This is a genomic window from Kluyvera sichuanensis (assembly GCF_040930405.1).
GTDB classification, from domain to species: Bacteria; Pseudomonadota; Gammaproteobacteria; order Enterobacterales; family Enterobacteriaceae; genus Kluyvera; species Kluyvera sichuanensis.
In genome coordinates this window covers 1,388,727-1,409,747 of the sequence record NZ_CP162271.1, presented here as the reverse complement: position 1 = coordinate 1,409,747, position 21,021 = coordinate 1,388,727, and the positions used below count along the sequence as shown (strand labels likewise).

Annotated in this window: 24 protein-coding genes; all 24 read left to right on the top strand. The window is 53.0% G+C overall.

Going from position 1 to position 21,021, the window contains the following annotated elements; translation table 11 throughout:
• The first annotated feature begins 17 nt into the window (after positions 1 to 17).
• The 24 genes from AB2B48_RS06995 (at position 18) to sufB (ending at position 21,011) form a co-directional block, all read left to right on the top strand.
• Positions 18 to 908, top strand: a complete 891-nt coding sequence (locus AB2B48_RS06995) for a phage minor head protein (RefSeq protein ID WP_368301931.1) — start codon at positions 18 to 20, stop codon at positions 906 to 908.
• 302 nt (positions 909 to 1,210) lie between these two features.
• A complete protein-coding gene (locus AB2B48_RS06990) occupies positions 1,211 to 2,572 on the top strand; it encodes a DUF2213 domain-containing protein (RefSeq protein ID WP_368301296.1) in 1,362 nt (453 codons plus the stop codon).
• Positions 2,572 to 3,033 carry a hypothetical protein gene (locus tag AB2B48_RS06985; RefSeq protein ID WP_368301295.1) on the top strand — a complete coding sequence of 154 codons (462 nt, stop codon included), beginning with the start codon at positions 2,572 to 2,574 and terminating at the stop codon, positions 3,031 to 3,033. Before AB2B48_RS06990 ends, AB2B48_RS06985 begins: the two co-directional genes overlap by 1 nt.
• Positions 3,030 to 4,085: a major capsid protein gene (locus tag AB2B48_RS06980; protein ID WP_307762950.1), complete on the top strand. Its 1,056-nt coding sequence runs from the start codon at positions 3,030 to 3,032 to the stop codon at positions 4,083 to 4,085. The genes AB2B48_RS06985 and AB2B48_RS06980 overlap by 4 nt, the downstream gene beginning before the upstream one ends.
• A gap of 32 nt (positions 4,086 to 4,117) precedes the next feature.
• Positions 4,118 to 4,414 (top strand): hypothetical protein, encoded by a 297-nt coding sequence (locus tag AB2B48_RS06975; protein ID WP_368301293.1) that lies wholly within the window; start codon positions 4,118 to 4,120, stop codon positions 4,412 to 4,414.
• A 76-nt stretch (positions 4,415 to 4,490) separates the two neighbouring features.
• Positions 4,491 to 4,871: a hypothetical protein gene (locus AB2B48_RS06970; protein ID WP_368301291.1), complete on the top strand. Its 381-nt coding sequence runs from the start codon at positions 4,491 to 4,493 to the stop codon at positions 4,869 to 4,871.
• Positions 4,871 to 5,044 (top strand): hypothetical protein, encoded by a 174-nt coding sequence (locus AB2B48_RS06965; RefSeq protein ID WP_368301289.1) that lies wholly within the window; start codon positions 4,871 to 4,873, stop codon positions 5,042 to 5,044. The genes AB2B48_RS06970 and AB2B48_RS06965 overlap by 1 nt, the downstream gene beginning before the upstream one ends.
• Positions 5,044 to 5,400 carry a hypothetical protein gene (locus AB2B48_RS06960; RefSeq protein WP_368301287.1) on the top strand — a complete coding sequence of 119 codons (357 nt, stop codon included), beginning with the start codon at positions 5,044 to 5,046 and terminating at the stop codon, positions 5,398 to 5,400. Before AB2B48_RS06965 ends, AB2B48_RS06960 begins: the two co-directional genes overlap by 1 nt.
• 1 nt (position 5,401) lies before the next feature.
• Positions 5,402 to 5,842: an HK97 gp10 family phage protein gene (locus tag AB2B48_RS06955; protein ID WP_368301286.1), complete on the top strand. Its 441-nt coding sequence runs from the start codon at positions 5,402 to 5,404 to the stop codon at positions 5,840 to 5,842.
• Between the two features lie 8 nt (positions 5,843 to 5,850).
• On the top strand, positions 5,851 to 6,219 hold the full coding sequence (locus tag AB2B48_RS06950) for a hypothetical protein (protein ID WP_368301285.1): 369 nt from the start codon (positions 5,851 to 5,853) through the stop codon (positions 6,217 to 6,219).
• A gap of 59 nt (positions 6,220 to 6,278) precedes the next feature.
• Positions 6,279 to 7,334 (top strand): Ig-like domain-containing protein, encoded by a 1,056-nt coding sequence (locus AB2B48_RS06945; RefSeq protein ID WP_368301284.1) that lies wholly within the window; start codon positions 6,279 to 6,281, stop codon positions 7,332 to 7,334.
• 56 nt (positions 7,335 to 7,390) lie between these two features.
• Positions 7,391 to 8,074, top strand: a complete 684-nt coding sequence (locus tag AB2B48_RS06940) for a DUF6246 family protein (RefSeq protein ID WP_368301282.1) — start codon at positions 7,391 to 7,393, stop codon at positions 8,072 to 8,074.
• Between the two features lie 96 nt (positions 8,075 to 8,170).
• Positions 8,171 to 8,533 carry a hypothetical protein gene (locus AB2B48_RS06935; RefSeq protein ID WP_368301280.1) on the top strand — a complete coding sequence of 121 codons (363 nt, stop codon included), beginning with the start codon at positions 8,171 to 8,173 and terminating at the stop codon, positions 8,531 to 8,533.
• Complete coding sequence (locus tag AB2B48_RS06930) at positions 8,520 to 8,837, top strand: hypothetical protein (RefSeq protein WP_368301279.1); 318 nt, start codon at positions 8,520 to 8,522, stop codon at positions 8,835 to 8,837. Before AB2B48_RS06935 ends, AB2B48_RS06930 begins: the two co-directional genes overlap by 14 nt.
• Positions 8,838 to 8,949: 112 nt before the next feature.
• On the top strand, positions 8,950 to 9,423 hold the full coding sequence (locus AB2B48_RS06925) for a hypothetical protein (protein ID WP_368301277.1): 474 nt from the start codon (positions 8,950 to 8,952) through the stop codon (positions 9,421 to 9,423).
• Between the two features lie 58 nt (positions 9,424 to 9,481).
• Positions 9,482 to 12,439, top strand: a complete 2,958-nt coding sequence (locus AB2B48_RS06920; protein ID WP_368301275.1) for a tail protein (tape measure) — start codon at positions 9,482 to 9,484, stop codon at positions 12,437 to 12,439.
• Positions 12,439 to 12,936 carry a hypothetical protein gene (locus tag AB2B48_RS06915; protein WP_368301273.1) on the top strand — a complete coding sequence of 166 codons (498 nt, stop codon included), beginning with the start codon at positions 12,439 to 12,441 and terminating at the stop codon, positions 12,934 to 12,936. The genes AB2B48_RS06920 and AB2B48_RS06915 overlap by 1 nt, the downstream gene beginning before the upstream one ends.
• Positions 12,936 to 13,406 (top strand): hypothetical protein, encoded by a 471-nt coding sequence (locus AB2B48_RS06910; RefSeq protein WP_368301272.1) that lies wholly within the window; start codon positions 12,936 to 12,938, stop codon positions 13,404 to 13,406. The genes AB2B48_RS06915 and AB2B48_RS06910 overlap by 1 nt, the downstream gene beginning before the upstream one ends.
• Before the next feature lie 13 nt (positions 13,407 to 13,419).
• Positions 13,420 to 13,785, top strand: a complete 366-nt coding sequence (locus AB2B48_RS06905; protein ID WP_368301930.1) for an NlpC/P60 family protein — start codon at positions 13,420 to 13,422, stop codon at positions 13,783 to 13,785.
• Complete coding sequence (locus AB2B48_RS06900) at positions 13,772 to 16,249, top strand: host specificity factor TipJ family phage tail protein (RefSeq protein WP_368301271.1); 2,478 nt, start codon at positions 13,772 to 13,774, stop codon at positions 16,247 to 16,249. The genes AB2B48_RS06905 and AB2B48_RS06900 overlap by 14 nt, the downstream gene beginning before the upstream one ends.
• A 57-nt stretch (positions 16,250 to 16,306) precedes the next feature.
• On the top strand, positions 16,307 to 17,740 hold the full coding sequence (locus AB2B48_RS06895; RefSeq protein WP_368301269.1) for a glycerophosphodiester phosphodiesterase family protein: 1,434 nt from the start codon (positions 16,307 to 16,309) through the stop codon (positions 17,738 to 17,740).
• A gap of 1 nt (position 17,741) precedes the next feature.
• A complete protein-coding gene (locus tag AB2B48_RS06890) occupies positions 17,742 to 18,527 on the top strand; it encodes a hypothetical protein (RefSeq protein WP_368301267.1) in 786 nt (261 codons plus the stop codon).
• 617 nt (positions 18,528 to 19,144) lie between these two features.
• Positions 19,145 to 19,513, top strand: coding sequence for a Fe-S cluster assembly scaffold SufA (sufA, locus tag AB2B48_RS06885; protein WP_185668655.1), 369 nt, complete (start codon positions 19,145 to 19,147; stop codon positions 19,511 to 19,513).
• Positions 19,514 to 19,523: 10 nt separating this feature from the next.
• Positions 19,524 to 21,011 carry a Fe-S cluster assembly protein SufB gene (gene sufB, locus AB2B48_RS06880; protein WP_220439723.1) on the top strand — a complete coding sequence of 496 codons (1,488 nt, stop codon included), beginning with the start codon at positions 19,524 to 19,526 and terminating at the stop codon, positions 21,009 to 21,011.
• The last annotated feature ends 10 nt before the right edge of the window (positions 21,012 to 21,021 follow it).

Sequence of the window (21,021 nt, the reverse complement as noted above, 5' to 3'; positions counted from 1 at the left end):
GTAAGTCAGTCAGCAGGATGGAGCGCGACATTGAGGACAGGTATTACGCGATTAAGGTTGCCCTGAAAGCCCTGTTCGACCAGCGTCTGACCGGGCGTGACAGGGAGGCCAACAGTCACAACTGGCACTTCTTGTGCCACGTTAACGGCGAGGAGCCGACGCTCTACCAGGTCAACGCCGGGAAGTTCATCTACGACATGACCCCGCGGGAACTGGCGGAGCTGCTGGAGGCTGTGCAGGGCATCCTGGATGATTACCTGCTGGACGGTGGCGAGAACAACCAGTGGGCGATGGATTACATCGTCGCTGAGGCGCAGCGCGGCACGCTGGAGGCTTTCAACAACCTCTCGCAGCAGTCGCCGTATTACGCCAGCCAGACAACGCTACAGCAGCTTTTAAGCAGTCCCGGTTATCAAAACCAGATCGCCTCTGCCAGGCTGACAACGTTCAGCGACTGGAAGTCGATTAGTGATGCCGCCCGCGGCGATTTAACCAACATCATCACCGATGCGGTGGCGCGCGGGGTTAACCCGCGGGAAACGGCCAGCGTTATCAGTAAGCGCCTGGACGTGTCGATGAGCCGTGCCAAGGCCATTGCCCAGACCGAACAGGTGGGCGCGCTGCGGCAGGCTCAGTGGAACGAAACGGACTGGGCCGCTGACCGGCTGGGGCTGAATACCGGCCTGCTGTGGCTGTCAGCGCTCAAGCCCACAACCCGCAGCTGGCACGCCAGCCGTCATGGTAGGGTCTACACCACCGAAGAGGTGCGCGACTTCTACGCCGTGAACGGGAACCGGTACAACTGCTACTGCAGCCAGATACCGGTGCTGCTCAACGACGACGGCAGCATATTTAACGAAGGTCTGGCAGAGAAGCTGGCGAAAGAGAGAAAAGACTGGGGAAAATAATCAATAAAGTTCATGTTATTTTTGCCGTTATTAATTAATGGTCCCTTAAGTAAATGGAAAAATGACATGCAATCAAAATTTAAAGATATTCGCTTCGATAGAGTGCAGCCAGCCACTAAAGCCAAGCACCGAACGCACATAGCTTTTCTGACAATTAACGGTGACACCGAATCAGCATTAATTGCTGAATTAAAGAAACGATACCCCAAAGATGGGATCGAACTAGTAAGCTATAAAAAATAATAACAAGGTCGCCCCGGCGGCCTTTTTTATTACCTGAAATTCACCCATGAGGACGCAACGTGAAGCTTTCCAGCATCCACGTTAAATCCCTCGCCATCAACGCCTCCAACATCTCAACGACCACCATCAACGGCCAGGAACACTACGTTATTCGTGGTGCGGTTCCGATCGTCGATGACATCGTGATGAATGGCGGCCTGTATCCGGCGGAGGAGATTAACAACAGCTACCAGACGATGGAAGGCAAGCTGATGCCGCTGCCGCACCCGATGGTAGATGGCAAGTATGTCAGCGCCAACGACCCGCGCGCCATCAACGCTTATCACGTTGGTGCCTGGGCGCAGAACGTCAGCAAATCCGGCGATCAGGTCGTCATGGACGTTTACATCAACAAGGCTGTTGCTGAGACGAAACCTGATGGCAAGCGCCTGATTAACCGCCTAGACGAGATGATCGCTGGTACCAACACCGACCCGATTCACCTCTCAACCGGTCTTCTCACCAACAAAGAGAAGAAGTCGGGCGCGTCGAAGGAGAAGAAGTACACCTGGATCGCCCGCAACATGCAGTTCGACCACATCGCCATTCTGCTGGATGAGCCGGGGGCCGGGACGCCGGAAGAGGGCGTTGGCATGTTCGTGAACGCTGACGGACAGGAAGGTGAAGTCGAAACCGCCAGCCTCATCGACGCGGCGAACAGCCTTAAGGACGGTCTGGTAAACAAGGTGAAGTTCTTCCTCACCCACAACTCCGACGCATCATTCGACGAAATCTACCAGATGCTGCGCGAGGCTATCCGCGCGCCGTCAGGCAGTGACGCTTATCGCTACGTGGTGACCGTCTGGCCGGACAAATTCATCTACGAAGAGGGGCAGCAGCTCTTCCAGCAAAAATACCTCATCGACGACAGCACAGTGACGCTGGTCGGCGATGCAGTCGAAGTCGTGCGCAAACCCACTGAGTACGAAGTCAAAACCAACGGAGAAATAAACCCGATGAAACAGAAGATGATCGCCGCGCTCAATGCCGCAGGCGTAACAACCGAGGGGCTGACCGACGATCAGGTCTGGGATGCCTACAACCAGCAGATGCAGAAGAAAGCCGGTGGCGGCGACCCGGCGGGCGCTCAGGTTAATGCTGATGCCATCACTGCGGCAGTAAACGCCGCCATCTCCCCGCTGACCGACAAAATCGGCCACCTGGAAGCGCAGCTGCAGGCCAATGCGGAGAAAGACATCACCGCGAAGCGCCAGGCCGTGAAAGCGAAGTTCCCGTTCATGACTGAAGCGGCGATCAACTCGCTGGCTGGCGATGCGCTGAACGACATGTTCTCGCAGTGCCAGACCTCAACTGGTCTGAATCCTGCATTCCAGGGTAACGGCGCACAAAGCGATATTCTCACCATGGAGGCACCTGAATAATGGCTCTCGCACCTCGTTTCCATACCGTAATCGCGGGCCCGGCCCGCAAGAATGACCCACAGGTCATTGAGGCCCTCATGGCCGCCTCTATTAAGCCAGGCTCACTGGTCATGCTGGACAGCGCCGGGAAACTGGCTGTTCACAATGTGGCTGGCGGTGCTGGCGTAGCACTGGCACTACAGCACAACTATATCGGTGGCGGAGATATCCGGGATTCTGTCCCTGCCGGGGATACCGGCGCAGCCATCATGTGCGAAGACGATGTCGATTATCACATGCTGGTTAAGGCCGGTGAGGTGCTGCTGGAAAACGAAGGCTTGGTTTCTGCCGGTGACGGTACGCTCGCCAAGTCAACCACGCCAGCAACAGACAAAGTCCTCTTCTATTCACGCGAGAAAATCACTGTCGGCGCGGAAGCGCAGCTCGTGAAAGTTCGCAAATCAGGGAAAGCAACCGCATGAGCATGATCGTTTTCAACAAAAAGCTGGTTACCGAACATAACCAGATTAAGCAGGCGTGGAATCAGCTGCTGATGCAGCGTGAAGCGTTCAACATCAATCAGAACACCATCACCGCCCAGTACAACGGCGCGCTGGAAGTTAACCAGGCCGCGCTGATCTCCAAAGACTACTGGCGCGAAGTGGACAACATCACCACCCGCGTTTTCCGCAATGACGAAGGTAACGGTCTGCTGGATGACCTGCTGGGGCTTGGTACGCCGATCTCTATCGGCAAAACCGCCGCTCTGTATCGCGTTGCCAGCGATGCTGGCAAGGTACATCGCACCCTGACCGGCCATGTGCCGGAAGAACTGGATAAAGTCATCTACGACGAAGCTGGCGATCCGATCCCTATCTTCAACACCGGCTACAGCCGTGAATGGCGTGAATGGAACGGCATGCAGTCGGAAAATCTCGACGCGATGGCCGACGACCAGGAAGCGCACGTTGCGGCCATCCGTGAAGACATGGCTGACTACATGCTGTCTGGTGACGCGAAGGTGAAGGTGAAGGGCTACGTCGGTGCAGGCATCACCAACCACGCCAACACCAATCAGGTGGATCTGAGCGCATCCGGTCTGAACATCGACCTGACGACCTCGACCCCAGATGAGTCGGTAGCGTTCTTCACCGGCCCGTTCGCGAAGCTCCTGGACGATAACTACGTGCAGGAGAAGGTGAAGGTGTGGGTGTCGCCAGACATCATGCGCAACCTGAGCAAGCCGTATTCCTCCGCTGCCGGCTTCAAAGAAGGCACCGTGCTGGAGTACATCCTGCGCTACGGCCGCATCGAGTCCGTTAACCAGACCTTTAAGCTGACCGGCAACCACTTCATCGCGTACGTGCGCAACTCGCAGTACATCAAGACGCGCATCGCCGCGCCGGTGGGCACCTTCATGATCCCGCGCCAGAATCCGTTCGACAATTACAACACTCTGGTATGGAGTGCGGTCGGCCTGCAGATCAAGCGCGATTTCAACGGTCGCTCGAAAGTGTTCAACGCACAGGGTTAAGGGGCTTCGGCCCCTTTTCTTCAGGAGAGAGCATGCAAAAGTTAAGAATCGAAAAATCGGGCTGCTGGGGCACGATTGATGGCGTATTCCAGCAACTGCCTGTAGGTCACGAGTTCATTGCGGAATCCGTTCCGCCAGCGTTCGCAGGGCGCGTGTCTGTCGTCGGCGAAGTTGGTGAACAGGTGTTTGAAGTGGCCGCGCCAGGCGATACTCCTGCAGAGCAGGCAGAGCAGGCAGAGCAGGCAGAGCAGGCAGAGCAGGCAGAGCAGGCAGAGCAGGCAGAGCAGGCAGAGCAGGCAGAGCAGGCAACCAAGAAGAAGGCGAAATAACCATGGCGCTTCGCGAATTCGATAATCCGACCAAGTCCCGCGATGAGCTGGATGAGCAAACCAAAGGTAAATAACCATGGCTGACCCAATCACGGCGGCTGACGTGCAGGCGTTCCTCGGTGAATTGGGTTATTCCATCCCGGGTGCGCTGCTGACGCCGATCCTCTGCGTGGTAAACAAAATCATCCCGTGCCTCGACGGTGCAGGGTACGACGAGTGCACCGCTAAGCTGATCCTGATGTACGCGGCGGCGCTAATGGCGACATCGTCCGGCGCGCGGCGCATCAAATCGCAGGGTGCGCCGTCTGGCGCGTCCCGTTCGTTCGATTACGGGACTGACAGCATCACCTGGCTGCGCGACTCGCTGGCGAAACTTGATACCAGCGGCTGCACCAGTGAGCTACCAATCAGCGCCGGTAACAGCGTTGGCCTGTTCATGGTCGTTGGGGGCTGCTGATGGCGTGGATATCCGTTAGCGTCCGGCTGCCGCGCCCATTCACCCGCGTATGGGTGCTGACCAACACCGGGCGGGAGACCACCGGCTATGTTAAATCGAACGGTGAGTGGTTCATCAACTGCGAGCGTATTCGGGCAACTGGTGCGCAGGTGCTGCGCTGGAAGGAGGGCTGATGTCGTCAACGGCTAACTGGAGTTACACCGCCAAAGCCACTATCTGGCGCAAAGGCCCTGGCGGTAAAGACGAATACGGCGATCCGATTAATGGCTACGCCGCACCGGAGGTCATCATGTGTGACTACGAAGGCGGCCTATCAAAGCGCATCGGCAACCTGGGAGCTGAAATCGTCGTGAAGAACACTGTCTGGAGCGAGTACGCGCTGGCTGCTGCGGGTGATTACCTGCTGATCGGGGAATCTGCCAATGTTGACCCGGTTGCTGCTGGCGCTGATGAGGTGCGGCAGGTTATCCGCTATGCCGACACTTTTGACCGGATTGCGGACGATTATGCGATTTTGACCGGGGTCTGATATGGGTGTGAAGGTGAAGGGGGTCGACCAGACCATTGCTAAGCTGAACCGGATGATTGATGACGTTCAGAGTGTACGCATTATCAAAGCGCTTTATATCGTATCTGAGCAGGTGCTGGAGTCTGCTGCAGTGATAACCCCAATAGATACCTCCACGCTGGTGAATTCTCGGTATATCGACTTTGATACGAGTGGTGGGAGAGTAACTGCGAAAGTGGGGTTCTCTGCTGCCTATGCCGCCTATGTCCATGACGCACCAGGTAAGCTTAAAGGCCAGCCTCGAGCGCACTTTGGAACTACGCGTGCAGGTAAGCGTTTCGGCGGTGGAAATGAGCAAGGCGTTTACTGGGGGCCTGGCGGTGAGCCGCAGTTCCTCAAAAAAGGGCTGGATCAGGTTAAGCCGCGCATCCCTGAACTTATCGCGAAAGGTATGAAGAAATGACCCCACCAATGGCTGATCGCGTCCGCTCAATGCTGGTCTCTGCCGGGCTGACGGCGGGCTATACCTGCCAGAGCTTTTTCTGGAATGACAGCGGCAATAAGGGGGAGGCGTTCATGGTCTTCAAGCCTGCCAGCGGTGGAATACTGCGGCAGGATGAGGGGGGCACTTACATGGTGCAACTGGATGTTATCGGGGGCATCAATAAAGACCGGGATACCCACACGGCAGCCATGAGCATTCTTGATTATGTGCAGGATCACCCCGTCACGGATCCCTGCATTGGCTACATCGAATCCTACGGCATGCCGCAACCCATGATGACCGCTGAGGGGCGCGCGGTATTTCCGCTGAGATTCCGCTGCGTCTACGGCGATTGAATTCAACTCACACCATCCAGGCTGCCTACGGGCGGCCTTTTTTATTTGAGAGGTAACACATGCAAGGCTGTGCTAATGATTACGGCAAGCTGATCGGGAAGGTGGCGGTTGTCCGCATGGCCTTTGGCTGCCCGGACACAGTTCCGCTGCTAACCGACTGGAAAAAACTGGGTGCGATGACCACGAAGGGCATCGACTACTCAATGAACACCACGAACTCGGAAGCTGATGACTCTAAGGGGCTTGTGGAGAACCTTGTCACTAGTATGGACCTGACCATCTCCGGCGATGGCGAGTTCCGCAAAAACGACAAGACAACCGAGATTGGCGCCTTCCGCATGTCGAAATACATTTTCGACGAGATTCAGGCCGGGCGGCAGCCAACGGTATGGATCCGCTTTGACTTCGCTGGGGAAGATGCTGGCACGTATATCATGGGTTACTTCAACACGACCTCATGGTCTGGTGACTTCGGTACCAGCGATATCTCCACCTACTCAGGTGAGTGGAAGGTCGCAGACGCCGACACGGTGACATTCGTCGTGCCAGACGCAGGTAATGGCGTGACGGTATCTGCGCCAGCACCAGCGCCAACCGTGCCTGGCTTTGTTGGCAACCCGACCACCTACCTGAACGTGACCGGCACCCAGAAAACATTCCAGATCCTGGCATCCTCGACTGGCAGTATCACCTACACCTCTGATGATCCGACAGTGCTTACGGTGTCTCCGTCAGGGCTGGTTACAGCGGTTGGCGTCGGTATCGCTCACGTCATTCTCGATGATGGCAGCGGCCAGAGTACAGCGGCCAATAAAGTCCGCTTTGTGGTCTTTGCCAACAGCGCGACCAAAGAGATTAAGTTCATCGAGAAATCACCGTCGACACTTACTCTCTCTATCGGTGATTACCTAGTGGTGCAGGGGCCGGCCATTACGAACGATGGCAGCGTGGTGAGCTACTCGTGGAAGAAAGACACCGTGGCGATCCCTGGCGCGACCAATCTGTATTACGACAAGCACAACATCGTGAGTGCAGATGACGCAACCTATGAAATCACGGCCACCGCGTCCGGCGTGACGGCAATCACCAACAGCACCGACGTAACTGTCAGCTAATGGATATTCCAAAGGGCGGCCTAGCTGCCCTTGATAATGACCATTGAGGGCTTGAGATGATCCCATTAACAGATATAGGCGAGGTTGTGCTCACCAACCGGGCTGACGGCGGGCAGGATTACTTCCTGCGTCCGTCATTCCTGGCGATGACAAGAATTGGCTCCCCGGCGGAGATAGTCAACGCCTACGCCATCATTCATGGTGGAGAGGCGCAGGGGCTGGTATCAGCATGTGCGTCACTATGCAGCATCATGGGCAGCCTTCCTGCATGGATATCCGCATCATTCGAACGGGTTGCCGACTGTATCCTGGCGGCCTCAATCCATGTGCTGCAGGCCTGCTGCGATGACGACCTGTCAGTCATGACGGGCGAGTGGGTAGGAAAAGACGGCAAAATTGAGTATGTGCCAGGCCTGCTCAGCAGAAACGACATCATCCTGATCGCCCAGAGCTTAATGACTCACGGTATCATTGGCCGAGCCAAAATACGCAAGCTGCAGCGCCATGAGAGCAACGACACTACTGCGCTGTTTAACGCCCTTGAGTACATCAACGCGGCGCGCACGCACTTCGAGCTGTCTCGGGATGATGCAGCTCATCTGACCATGACTGAATTTGCGCTTCTGCTTAACGCGAAGTATCCGAACCAGAAAGGCCTGACTAGGGAAGAGTACGATCAAGTTATGGATGACGACGAACGGCGCTGGCAGGAGATGCTGGCGCGAGAGCAGCAGAAGTAGCCCACTCAAGTGGGCTTGCACATGGATATAAGATCAGTTTATGCGGCATTGTTCAGCATGATAAATTCACGGAAATACATTTCGTGGTGAATCAGCGTGGAAGATGAAAAACAGCGCCAAATGCAACTTCAACTGACCCTTCAGCGGCGGATGGAGAAAGTCTCCCCTGAGTTGTTGTCAGAGTTCCTATTCAAACGTGGCATCGAAACATTCAAGTGCCTTTTGTGTGGCAGTGAAGATATTGGCATTCCTCAGTGTAATCTACTGCAATCGGGCCCTGATGGTAGCGCATCAAAAACGTTTGTTGATTACATCAAGCTCGATGCCGACGGCCCTCCGTTTTCTCTTATGCATTATCAATACCGCATAATCTGTCGCAACTGCGGATATACGCACCACATCGCTGTGTGGCCAGTGCTAAAATGGATTGAAGAAGGGGAAGAAGATGGCAAGCAGTGAAAGGGATTATGGGATCTCATCAATGGCCGACTATCCAAAGTACAAATGGCATGGTGGCGGTGGTAGCGGTGGCGACGGAGGTGATATGTACACACGAGAACGACTTGCAAGGCTCGAAGCTACAGACGAACTGCGAGAGCGAAATATCCAAGGCATTGAATCCGAGCTGAAAAGCATCAACCAAAATATTGTATCAATGGAAAAACGATTCATTGATAAGGCCGACGACAATCAAAAATGGCTGGTTGGCCTTTTGGTGTCGGCGATACTAGTGCCGCTGTTTATTGCTCTTGTCACAAAATAAAAGACCGGTTTTGGTTGCCTTAACCTCTTGAGATCAATAAATCAGCAGTTGCCGTTGCGTCTGTGCTATTCCTGGGTAGGATGATTCCACTTTTACCAATGGGGATAGGGATATGAAGAGGTTTGCTACTTGCTTTATAGCAGCGCTTTTGGTTTCTGGATGTGGCGACAAGTCAGACTCTCAACTTATCAGAGAGGCACAAGATCTCGTAAAACAAGATCTAGCGAAAAAATATAAGCCTGGTGAGTGCGAAAAGTGGCTGAAGATGGAAATTGCGGGGGTTATCAAAAGCGGCTCATCTACATTAGTCTGCGATAACGAATTCAACGTTAGTAAAGGATTAACATTCTCTGATGTAAGGGTTTACAGGCATGACTCGAACAATTCTGTCTGTGGTAAAATAACAGGATTCACGGATACGGGTAATATTGATGGAAATTTTGTTTTTACTGATTCAAATGGCGGAAGGGTATTTATTAAAAACTCAAAGTATCCTGCATTTCAACAAAGTGACAATCAAAACTCAAAAAATATTATTGAGTTAATAAATAGGCAGTTTGCTCTTGAATCCAAGCAATGCCAGTAAAATAGATTCTAAATGAAACCTCGCTCCGGTGAGGTTTTTTTATGCCCGGAGAAAAGTAATGACTGAGCAGGTTGGTGGTGTAGAAATTCAGATTGATGCTGATGTTCAGCCCATGCTGGATGGGGCGAAAGAAGTCGTAGCGGCATTGAAAATGATGGAAGGCACGATCCAGGGAACCAGTAAAACACTGGATAGTCTCGACCAAAACACCTTGCAAACCGGGAAGTCCATCGATGCCATGGCGGCTTACTCTCGCTCGATGGATAGCTCTCTCAAAACCTTGAACACAAGCGTAACAGCAATCGCCAAATCCATGCTTGAGGCGAAGAATAGCACCAGCGGCGCAGGATCTGAGTTCAGCCGGGCAGAGGCCATTATTGAGGGCCTTGGTAATCAATTAGCCATACTGGACGAAGCTCAGGAAAACGGCGCCCGTAGTGCGGCTGTTTTGGCAGCCCAACTGCGTGCTGGGTCAAAAGCCACCGATGAAGAGAAGCAAAAAATTGGTGAGTTGACCGGCCGCCTATTTGACATGAAAGCCGCCAATGATACGGGGGCAAAAGGGCATGGCAACTGGAAATCAACCATGCAGCAGGCTGGCTATCAGGTTCAAGATTTCATTGTTCAAGTGCAGGGCGGGCAGTCGGCTCTGGTAGCGTTCTCGCAACAAGGGTCTCAGCTTGCTGGGGTATTTGGTCCAGGAGGAGCGGTTATAGGTGCGGTACTGGCACTGAGCACGGTTGTTGCGGGAGCGCTTATAACATCGTTAAACGGCGGGAAAAACGCCATTGATGCACTTAAGGATGCAATTGAAACCACGGATAAGGTTATTACGGTTTCACAAAATGGCGTAGCTGCGCTCTCAGATAAATATGCAGCCTTGGCAAGAACAAATATTGCCGTAGCTACTTTGATGAAAAAGCAGGCCGAGCTTGAATTACAGTCAGCATTATCAAAAGTTTCGAAAGAAGTGCAAAAAGCATCAAGTGACTTCATTGGTTTTGGTGACTCACTAATGTCTTCCTTGGGGGGAGGATATGCCAGCGTAAAATTATTTAACGATTATCTGTCCACGTTGAATATCACCACTAACGATTTCAGTGAGGCATGGAAGCAGGCAGCAGCTAGTGGGCGGGATGGGCAGTCAACGATGAACTCGATGGTAGCTACGGTTGCGGCGTTGGCTACAAAATTTGATATAAGTGATCAGCAGGCGTACGAGTTTGCAAAACAATTATCAGATATTTCCAAGAACCCCTCTGATGAAAAACTTAACGCGCTTGTTAAGAAATTGCAGGAGTTTGGTGCAGGAGCGTCGAAGGGCGCTGAGGTCTCTCAGGAATACGCTGACAAGCTGTTAAAAATTATAAGTAGCAGCACAGACGCTACGATGCGATTAAAAGCCCTGAAGGAGATGACTGATAGCCTGACATCCAGTCAGGGGAAAGCGCTGAAAATAGCGCAACAGGAACTGTTTATCGCCAGACTTTCTGGCGAAGCGCAAATGCAGGCAAAGGCATGGCGAGACGCTGAAACTCAAGGTCTGAAAAAGGGAACTGCAGAATTCAGGAAGTACTACGCCGTCAAGTTGGCAACCTATAAACAGGATGAGGCTAACGCCAACAGCAAGAAGGGGGCCAGCAGCGCTGCGTCAGAAGCTAAGAAGTTAGCCAATCAGCAAGAAACGGTGGCGCAAAAACTGGAAAATCTGAGGCAGCAATCAGAGCTTGCCGCGGGCACTACTCAGCAACTCAGCAGAGAACAGGCCATTCTCACCGCACAGCAATCTCTTGGCTCAGCAGCGACGCAGAAAGACCTGGATCTGGCAGGGCAGTATGCCGCAAAAAAATGGGATACCGCTAATGCTATCAAAGCGCAGGCTGCCGCTGAAAAGTTACTGCCGGAGGCCAAAGAGAACGCCAGCTATAAGCAGGACGTAGAGGACCTGAATACCGCCCTGGCTGCGAAGAAAATCAGCCAAGATCAGTACAACGAGACCGCTGAACGTCTGGAGCAACAGCACCAGACGAACCTGGCAAAGATTCGTGCGCAGGCGGTTGTGAGCCCTACCCAGCAAGCGAAGGGGGAAATTGATCCCGTCCAGCAACTGGCGAACCAGCATGCTCAGGAGCTGGCGTTAATTCAGCAGTTTGAAAGCCAGAAGGGGCAGTTAACCCAGAGAGGGCTCGAACTGACGAATGCGGCCAACAGGAAGTATGAGCAGGAGAGGATTGAAGCTCAATGGGAGATATTCAGAAACCAAAATGCCGGGACGGAAGCGCTGGCTGCTTCAATCGACGCGCTGGCAGGAAATGCTTCCAACGCGTTAACGGGAATTATCACCGGTAGCATGACGGCCAGTGATGCAATGCGCTCTCTTGGCAGCACGGTTCTCAACAGTCTGGTTAATACCTTCGTGCAAATGGGCGTGGATTGGGTCAAGTCAGCAATTATGGGATCGGCGGCACAGACATCGGCCATTGGAACCGTAACGGCAGTTCAGACAGCAGCGACTGGTGTTCAGGCGGCGACAAGTGTTGCTGCAGCTGGGACAGTAGCGGCAGCATGGACCCCGGCGGCGATCCTTTCCTCAATAGCCTCAATGGGTACGGCTGCAGCGATCGGTCTCGGCGCGGTGGCGGGCGTTATTGGCGCTAATCTGCTCGGCAAGCGTAAGAACGGCGGCCCGGTGTCCGCTGGCGGAATGTACCAGGTTGGCGAAGGCGGCATGCCGGAGATTTACCAGGCTAGTACCGGAAAGCAGTACATGATCCCCGGCGATAACGGCAAGGTGATCAGCAATAAGGATATGCAGGGCGGTGGAGACAACATTCAGGTAAGCATTATTTTTAACGACCACTCATCAGGGCAGCATCAGTTTGATGCTCAAGCCACACAGAATGGTAACAGCCTAACCATTGAAGCAGTCCTTGCAGACCTTAATAATGGCGGGCCGATATCTCAGGGCATAACGAGTAACACGACAGCGAAACGCACGCCGAGGGGGCAAAGTTAATGCCGATTATTGACTATCCCGACTGGCTGCCGCTGGCGCAAAAGGCCAGCAAGAACATGACCATGGACACCGGGTTCCTGACGGATCAGCCAGCTGTCGGCCCGGCCATCTTCCAAAACCAGACGGATGACCTGAAGGTGACCTGGTCGCTGACGTGGCTATTCACGCTGGCGCAGGAGCGTGCATTTCAGCAGTGGCTGCGCAGTCCCAACTATCTCAACCGAGGTCTGAACTGGTTCAGGATGCCAATCAACCTCGGAGGTAGCGGGCTGCAACTGCAGGAGCTTCACTTCGTTCAGATGCCGGTGCAGACCAGCATCAACGGGTTGACCGTGACCTGGACGGGAACCGTCATAGCCAACCACCTGTTCAACGCTGACGACGAGTTCGACGACATCATTGTTGAGCTGCCGCCGCCATGGGATAGCATGCTGGATATTGTGGTGACCGGGTATCCTGATGGCCGTGACCCCGAAAGCTTACCGAGGGTGCCGTAATGCCAAGTTACCGCGAATACCGGCAACAGCGCCCGACACGCGGGCTGTACGACACTATCACGTTCTACCACCCATCCTTTGGCTATGTCCGCCTGGTCGATAAGCAGTTCTTCCCGAAGACACTGGGAGGCCAGACGTTCACGCCCGCACGCTTTGAAATCGAAGAGAGCCAGCAGAGCGGTACGCCGGTGATTGACGCCACAGTGAAACTCGGGCGGCTGTCTTCTGACGTCAAAGCGCTGATGAAAAAGTGGAAGGGCGCGGCGCGCTTAACGTCCATCACGGCGGCTCGGCAGGTGTTCGATAGCGGTGATGTGACGGCACCTATCAAATCGTGGCAGCTGTACGTCAAAACGGTGGATATCGACGCCGAGTCTGCATCCATCACGCTATCTGTTACCAACCCGCTGAATAACAACATTGGCCGACTCTATGACCCAACCGAATATACCGGACTGCAGTACCTCTGATTTCATCGACAAGATGATCGGCGTGCCCTGGGCTAACCGCGCTTGTTCGTTCCAGAGTGTCGACTGTTGGGGGCTGGTGGTGCTGTTTTACCGCCACGTGCTCGGCATTGAACTGCACCAGACGCCGGACTACGAAGCCGGGGCTGAGTTTTTTACCTGTTATCAGGGCGATGTCGTGTTCTGGCACCAGGTCGATAAGCCGGTCGAGGGTGGGGTATTCGTCGGGTATCGCGGCGCGCAGCCTGCGCATGTCGGCCTGGTGCTGAACCGCAAAGCTATCCACGCCCGCGGCGAAAACGGCAGCGTGAGAGAGGACTCTCTGCTGGTTATCCAGCGGGCATTTACCAAGGTGGAATTCTTCGAATATGGCTCTGATTGAACTCCAGCGCTTCCCCGGAACGCCAAAAGAACGCTACAGGGTGCTAAACGGCACCCTTTTTTATGACTGGCTGGCTGCCAACGACAGCAATTTCCACCGCGACCTGATGATTGTCCGCAATGGTGTGAAGCTGGGTGACGATGATGAGCTGGCATTCGAGTTGAGTGAGCTGGACACCATCCAGCTGTTCGATCAGCCAAAAGGTATTGTCGGCGATATCCTGAGCCCCATCTTCAAGATTGTAGGCGCCGTTTTTTCATTCCTGGCGCCGAAGCCCGCCATCGTTAATACCGGTGGTAATACCATCGATTCACCGAATAACAGCCTGACCGGCCAGACCAATACCGCGCGCGTCTACAAAGCCAAGCCTGATATCTACGGGCAGGTGCGATCGTTCCCGGATCTTATTCAGGAGTCCCTGTTTGAGTATGTTCGTCGCAGCGCGTCGGACGGCGGCCTGAAATACGTGACGGAATGGATGTGTGTCGGGATTGGGAAATACGACTACGAGTCGGTGCGCTACTCTGAGTCCAGCCTGGGCAGTATGGCCGGGGCGGAGTTCCAGTTTTATCAGCCTGGCGAGGTAATACCGACCATCAACGAAGGGTACAGCTTCGATGATGTCGATGGGCAGGAGATTCCGGGGCCGAACGAAGCTGGAAATTTCCCTGTTGAAACGGCGACCGCAAACACCGTTGTGAGTGGCCAGTATGTTGGTGGTCAGATAGCAATGAAGATTGTGAAGCAGGCCGAGTTTGATTACTTCATGGGTCTGGTGTTGCCACATTCCGTCACATTCACCATTAACGTCACATATAACACTGCATCAGGCAGCGTTACAAAAGATGCTACGCTCTCTGGTTCACTTATCTCTGCAGCACAGACGGATGATGGGGCGTTAATTAACCCTGTTCAGTGGTACACATTTACCATGAGCGACTTGCAGTGGCCGCAGGGCATCCCGACGGCAGCCGTAATCAATACCACGAAATTCATCCTCAATGACAACGAGGCGCTGGTGGTGGGGCCGTTCTTTTCTCCTGTCGAGTCCTCACAACTGTGGTTGCACACCCAGTCATCGTTGGGTGGGGGGAACTGGACTGACTGGAAGGTTACGATCTGGAAAATTGATGATGATTACAATCAGGTTCCCGGTACGCGGCAGGTTTTTACCTTTCACCAGGGAACGCCTCATGAATCGACGAGTGAGGTGTTTTACCGCACTGACAAACTGACGCCAGCGGCAGGATTTGGTAAGTACGCTATCAATTTCCAGCGTACGGTCAACTCGAACGATGCATCCGTCCTGAAGCTTGAGGAAATCCATGCCGTCAACATCAGAACGAACGTGGTTCACCCGACGGATACGTTGGTTCGCGTGAAAGTGCGTGCGACAGAGAATGCGCTTGGTAGTCGTGACCGAAAATACAATGCGCTGTTGACCCGACATACCATCACCTACGACCTGGCGACACAATCTGTTGACTACACCCTACGGCCGTCTCGCTCGTTTGCCGATGCCGTGGCGCATACTTGGCTCATCATGGGCGAGCAGCCGGTCAGCAGCATCGACCTGTACGGGCTGTACGCCATCGCTGAGAGCCTGCCTGATGAGCGACTGGGGTATTTCGACTACACCTTTGACGATGAAAACGACTCCCTGGGTGACCGCGTGCAGGCTATCTGCAATGCGGCGTCGGTGATGGCTTACTGGGACGACGGCGTGCTGACGTTCACCCGCGATCAGAAAGTGTCGCATCCGGCGGCCGTATTCAACCGAGCCAACATGAAGACGGACGAATACAAAATCTCGTACGAAGCAACGCTGCCCGGCGGTTATGACGGCGTGCAAACGTCATACGTTCACCCGACAACCAACACGAAGGTCTACATCAACTACCGCGTACTGAATGGCGCCATCGTCGAGCAGGAGGCCGGGAACCCGAACAAACTGGAGATCGTCGGTTTCCGCAACGAATACCAGGCGCGTGAACGCGCGTTGCGTGAGACGAAGCGTCTGATGTTCTCCCGAGTGAAGATGAACGCAAAGGTGTTCGAGGACGGGATTATTCAGCCCGGCAGCGTCATTCAGGTGCCGGATATCTACGACAGCAACCAGCAGCAGGGCTATATCAACGGGCGCTCCGGCAACGACTTCGATACCAGCGAGCCGATTGCGTTCTCCGGCTCAATGTATGTGCTGGTGACTGACAGCCTGGGGAATCCGACGTTTCGTTATCTCGCAACCGCGCGCAGTGATACCCGATACGGCTTTACGGCCGCAATACCCGCTATCCAGCTCAATATCTGGGATGGTGATGAGGTCCAGTTGCCGTCGCGCTACCTGATTGCAACCGTGGAAGAGCTGGACAGCCAGCTCTGGACAGTAAACAGCATCAAGCCAAATACCGACAGCACGCAGTCTTTGACGCTCTCAGAGTACAGCGACGCCATCTACCCATAGCGACCATTCCGAACACCATAACCCGGCCATTGAGCCGGGTTTTTTAATGGAAAAATTATGAGCACGACACCGACTAGATTGCCTGTTCCGAGTGAAAAACCGCAGGATCTGAAATTTAACTCCGGCAAAATTGACGAATTTGTAACGTCTCTGCAGCGCGAATATGAGGACAGATTTGGCAATAAACACTACACCATTGAAGGGCTCCGCTGGGTAGCGCAGAAGGCGATTGCGGCGTTTGGCTATATCACGTTAAAAAGCTTCCAGCTTGGTGTTCCTTTACCAAATAACGAGCTAACGCTTCCAAATCAGGTTCTTCAGGATGAGACTGATGGGGAGTACTATCGCTGGGATGGTGTCTTTCCTAAAGCCGTACCAGCAGGTTCTACGCCAAATTCAACGGGCGGTGTTGGTGTTGGCGCGTGGCTTAGTACCGGTGATGCGGTACTACGAGGGGAGCTTTCGTCATCTACAGGATCAATGCTGATTCCTACTGTTGATATCCAATTCAATAGTCTGAAGGAGGCATTGCTGTTCAGCAGCTATAACATCGGGAAAAAGGTCAAGATAGGCGGCTATAACATTAACTCGGATGGCGGTGCGTCTTCATTTGAAGTGGTAAGCATTGCCGACCCCATTGGAATATTAACACATGATGGCAATTTTAAATTAAAGCGAATGAGTGGGCATGACTTTTATGCAACTCTTGTGCGTAACGGTTCCACCCCAAGAGTAGTTGCTCATCGGGGATGGAGTGGAACAACTACAGGTGAATTTCCTGGCTCAGGGTTGACTGCACCAATTTATTTTGTACCTGAAAACACACGAGCATCTATTCGATTTGCATCTGAGAGAGGTGTTTGGGGAATTGAGGGTGATACTAAAATATCATCTGATGGTGTGCCTGTAATATTCCACGACGCAACGGTAGATCGTGTCACAAATAACGTTAATACGGGCGCTATAGAATCCTTCACGTATGCTCAATTAAAGGCTATGGATGTTGGAACATACGTTTCATCTGCATGGGCGAATGAGAGAATAATGAATTATGATGAATGGTTGCGCGAATGCAAACGGTGCGCAGTTACCCCATTAGCCGAATGGTCTGCGCCTATGACTTCTGACCAGGCTGATAACTTCCTATCACTCGTTACAAAATATTATGGCTCACGCCCAACTGATGTTTGCGTTCAGTCTACGTACCCGCAAACCTTAGAATTATTGCGTTCTAAAAATGCGTATATAGGTCTATGTGTTATGGGGGCGTATGGAGCTGCATTGGACGAAGACCGACTTAACATGGCATATAAATTAGGTAACTGCGCGGCGATGTTAAGTGGCCCCATTATCACAGATGCATCAGCGGTATCAAGTATAAAAGACCGTGGTTTACTGCTTGTATATGCTATTGCTAATACACCAACTCGTTTTGATAATGCAGTCAGTGCTGGTGCCGATATCATTGTTACTGACTTTTACCGGGGGTAATATGCGAGTTCAAAATTACAAAACACTACCGAAAGGTATGCAGTCATTTCAGAGCTATGCAGAAATTCCTATTGGGTCTAATGCATTTAGTAAAAGCGATACCACAAAATCTGTTTTAACTAAGTCATCGACAACTTCTGCTGCCCTACAACTAATGGATTTGGGCAAACTATCACATGGAACGACATTGAGTTTTTCAGTAGATGTTAGATGCACTTCGCTGGTATCTGGTACGGCTTCTATTGAGATTGACTCACGTTCCGGCAATGGGATTTCATCTGGTAAAAAAATTGTAGGTCTTGCAACTACTACGTCATTAGAGTGGGTAACATTACGCCTCGATTGGATTGTGTCCGATGGCGGGAACTGGATATCTTTGGCTTATGGAGCCAGCACAGCATCGCAAGGCACTTTTGAGTTTAGAAACCCTCGATTAGCAATCAGCAGTGAGCGTCGCAATAAAACGATTTCGTTCAATTTGCTACGAAGTGATGGAGCATGGTCTATTGACGCGGCTAACTTCTTCACGAGTGGGGCATTTATTGTATCGGCAACAGGTGACACCATCGAGGTAGGATGGCCGGGGGTGGATGAATCCCTAGCTCCTGCTGTCAGTATCACCATCGACACAGGATTTAGCCTTGCGTCAGCAGGGTTTGTTAGCGCAGGTCCGAATACAGTAACAAATACTGGATGCAATATTAAATTGATTCAGTCTGATGGGGCGTTCAAATCTGATGTGCTGGCCGGAGGTACTGCTCGGCTTCATGTTGTTGTTACTTGCTGATTTCAGACACACTTTCGCGGATGGCGTGTTATATGAGCAACTGCTATTTGTAAGCTATGGCGAATGCATCTGCATGCAACGCCGCAGCTTTGTCAGTCAATAATGACTGAGATGTGATGGCAAAAAATTAGCGCAAAACAACTCGAAACCGGTGAGGGTAGTGATTCGTCTTGCGCTAATGCTCTTGAAAACCACTAACTTAAACTCGAATCTGGGGGGCATATGGGGGGCAGAATGCTTTCAGGGGGCAGGTTTGGGGGCATCAAAAAGACCGTATATGTCCCTATATGTCCATACAGCACTTTCCCTAACCTACTGATTATCCTCTAAGTGCCTGATTCGCAGAACCTCTCAAAACCGATTAAATAAATAGGCATTAGCTATACATCTTTAGTACTTCCCATCCAGTCACCTATCACCATCAATAAACCCATTATTTTTCAAAGCATTGTAAAAATAAATCTATCTCAATCGGCGATTGTTGCAGGGTCTATGCTTATAAAAAGGCATAAATAAAGGGAAAACGGGGAATACCCCCACGCGGCGCGGGTTGAAGTGATAATCATTATCACTAACATAGCGTTATCCCTTTGTAGCTCCACTGATGAGGTAGACCTATGGATTTGCATTCAGGAACTTTCGATCCCAGTGATGTGACCTGGCGCGGCGTGACGCTTACCCCCGCTGCGGCGGCGCATATACGGGAGTTGGTCAAACAGCAACCCGGTATTCAGGGCGTGCGGCTTGGGGTGAAACAGACCGGCTGCGCAGGCTTTGGCTATGTGCTGGACGCGGTGAGTGAACCGAATAAAGACGATCTGCTGTTCGAAGCCGACGGCGCGAAGCTGTGGGTACCTTTAAGCGCGATGCCGTTTATTGACGGCACGGAAGTGGATTACGTGCGGGAAGGCCTGAACCAGCTGTTTAAATATCATAACCCGAAGGCGCAGAACGAATGTGGCTGCGGCGAAAGCTTCGGGGTATAGGCGGTACATAATGACGCGCAATACTGATGCAAGTGACGATGTCCAGACCTGGGCCGGCGGCCCGCTGAACTATAAAGAAGGTTTTTTTACCCAACTACAGACCGACGAACTGGCGAAAGGGATCAATGAAGAGGTGGTGCGGGCGATTTCAGCCCGACGTAATGAACCCGAGTGGATGCTGGAATTCCGCCTGAAGGCTTACCATGCCTGGACCCAGATGGAAGAGCCGCACTGGCTAAAAGCCCACTACGCTTCGCTGAACTATCAGGACTATAGCTATTACTCTGCGCCGTCGTGCGGCAACTGCGATGATACCTGTGCTTCCGAACCAGGTGCACAGCAGCAGACCGGGGCCAGCAGCTTTTTGACCGATGAAGTTGAAGCGGCCTTCAACCAGCTCGGCGTGCCGGTACGCGAAGGCAAAGAGGTGGCGGTGGATGCCATTTTTGACTCCGTTTCGGTAGCGACTACCTATCGCGAAAAATTGGGCGAGCAGGGGATCATTTTCTGCTCCTTTGGGGAAGCGATCCACGATCACCCTGAACTGGTCCAGCGCTACCTCGGCACCGTCGTACCTGAAAACGACAACTTTTTCGCCGCGCTGAATGCGGCGGTGGCCTCAGACGGCACCTTTATCTACATCCCGAAAGGGGTGCGCTGCCCGATGGAACTCTCGACCTATTTTCGTATTAACGCCGAGAAAACCGGCCAGTTTGAACGCACGATTCTGATTGCCGATGAAGGCAGCTACGTCAGCTATATCGAAGGCTGTTCCGCCCCGGTGCGCGACAGCTATCAGCTGCACGCGGCGGTGGTGGAGGTGATTATCCATAAAGATGCGGAAGTGAAATACTCCACCGTGCAGAACTGGTTCCCCGGCGATAACAACAGCGGCGGGATCCTCAACTTCGTCACCAAGCGTGCGCTGTGCGAGGGGGAAAACAGCAAGATGTCCTGGACGCAGTCGGAAACCGGCTCGGCGATCACCTGGAAATACCCGAGCTGCATCCTGCGCGGGGATAACTCGGTCGGTGAGTTCTTCTCGGTGGCGCTGACCAGCGGCCATCAGCAGGCCGACACCGGCACTAAGATGATCCACATCGGCAAAAATACCCGCTCGACGATTATTTCGAAGGGGATATCCGCCGGGCATAGCCAGAACAGCTATCGCGGGCTGGTAAAAATCATGCCGACGGCAACCAATGCGCGTAACTACACCCAGTGCGACTCGATGCTGATTGGCCCCGACTGCGGGGCGCATACCTTCCCATATGTTGAGTGCCGCAATAACAGCGCACAGCTGGAGCATGAAGCCACCACCTCACGCATCGGTGAAGATCAGCTGTTCTACTGCCTGCAGCGCGGAATCAGCGAAGATGATGCTATCTCGATGATCGTGAACGGCTTTTGTAAGGATGTTTTCTCGGAGCTGCCGCTGGAGTTCGCCGTGGAAGCGCAAAAACTGCTGGCTATCAGCCTTGAACACAGCGTCGGTTAAGGATTAAGGG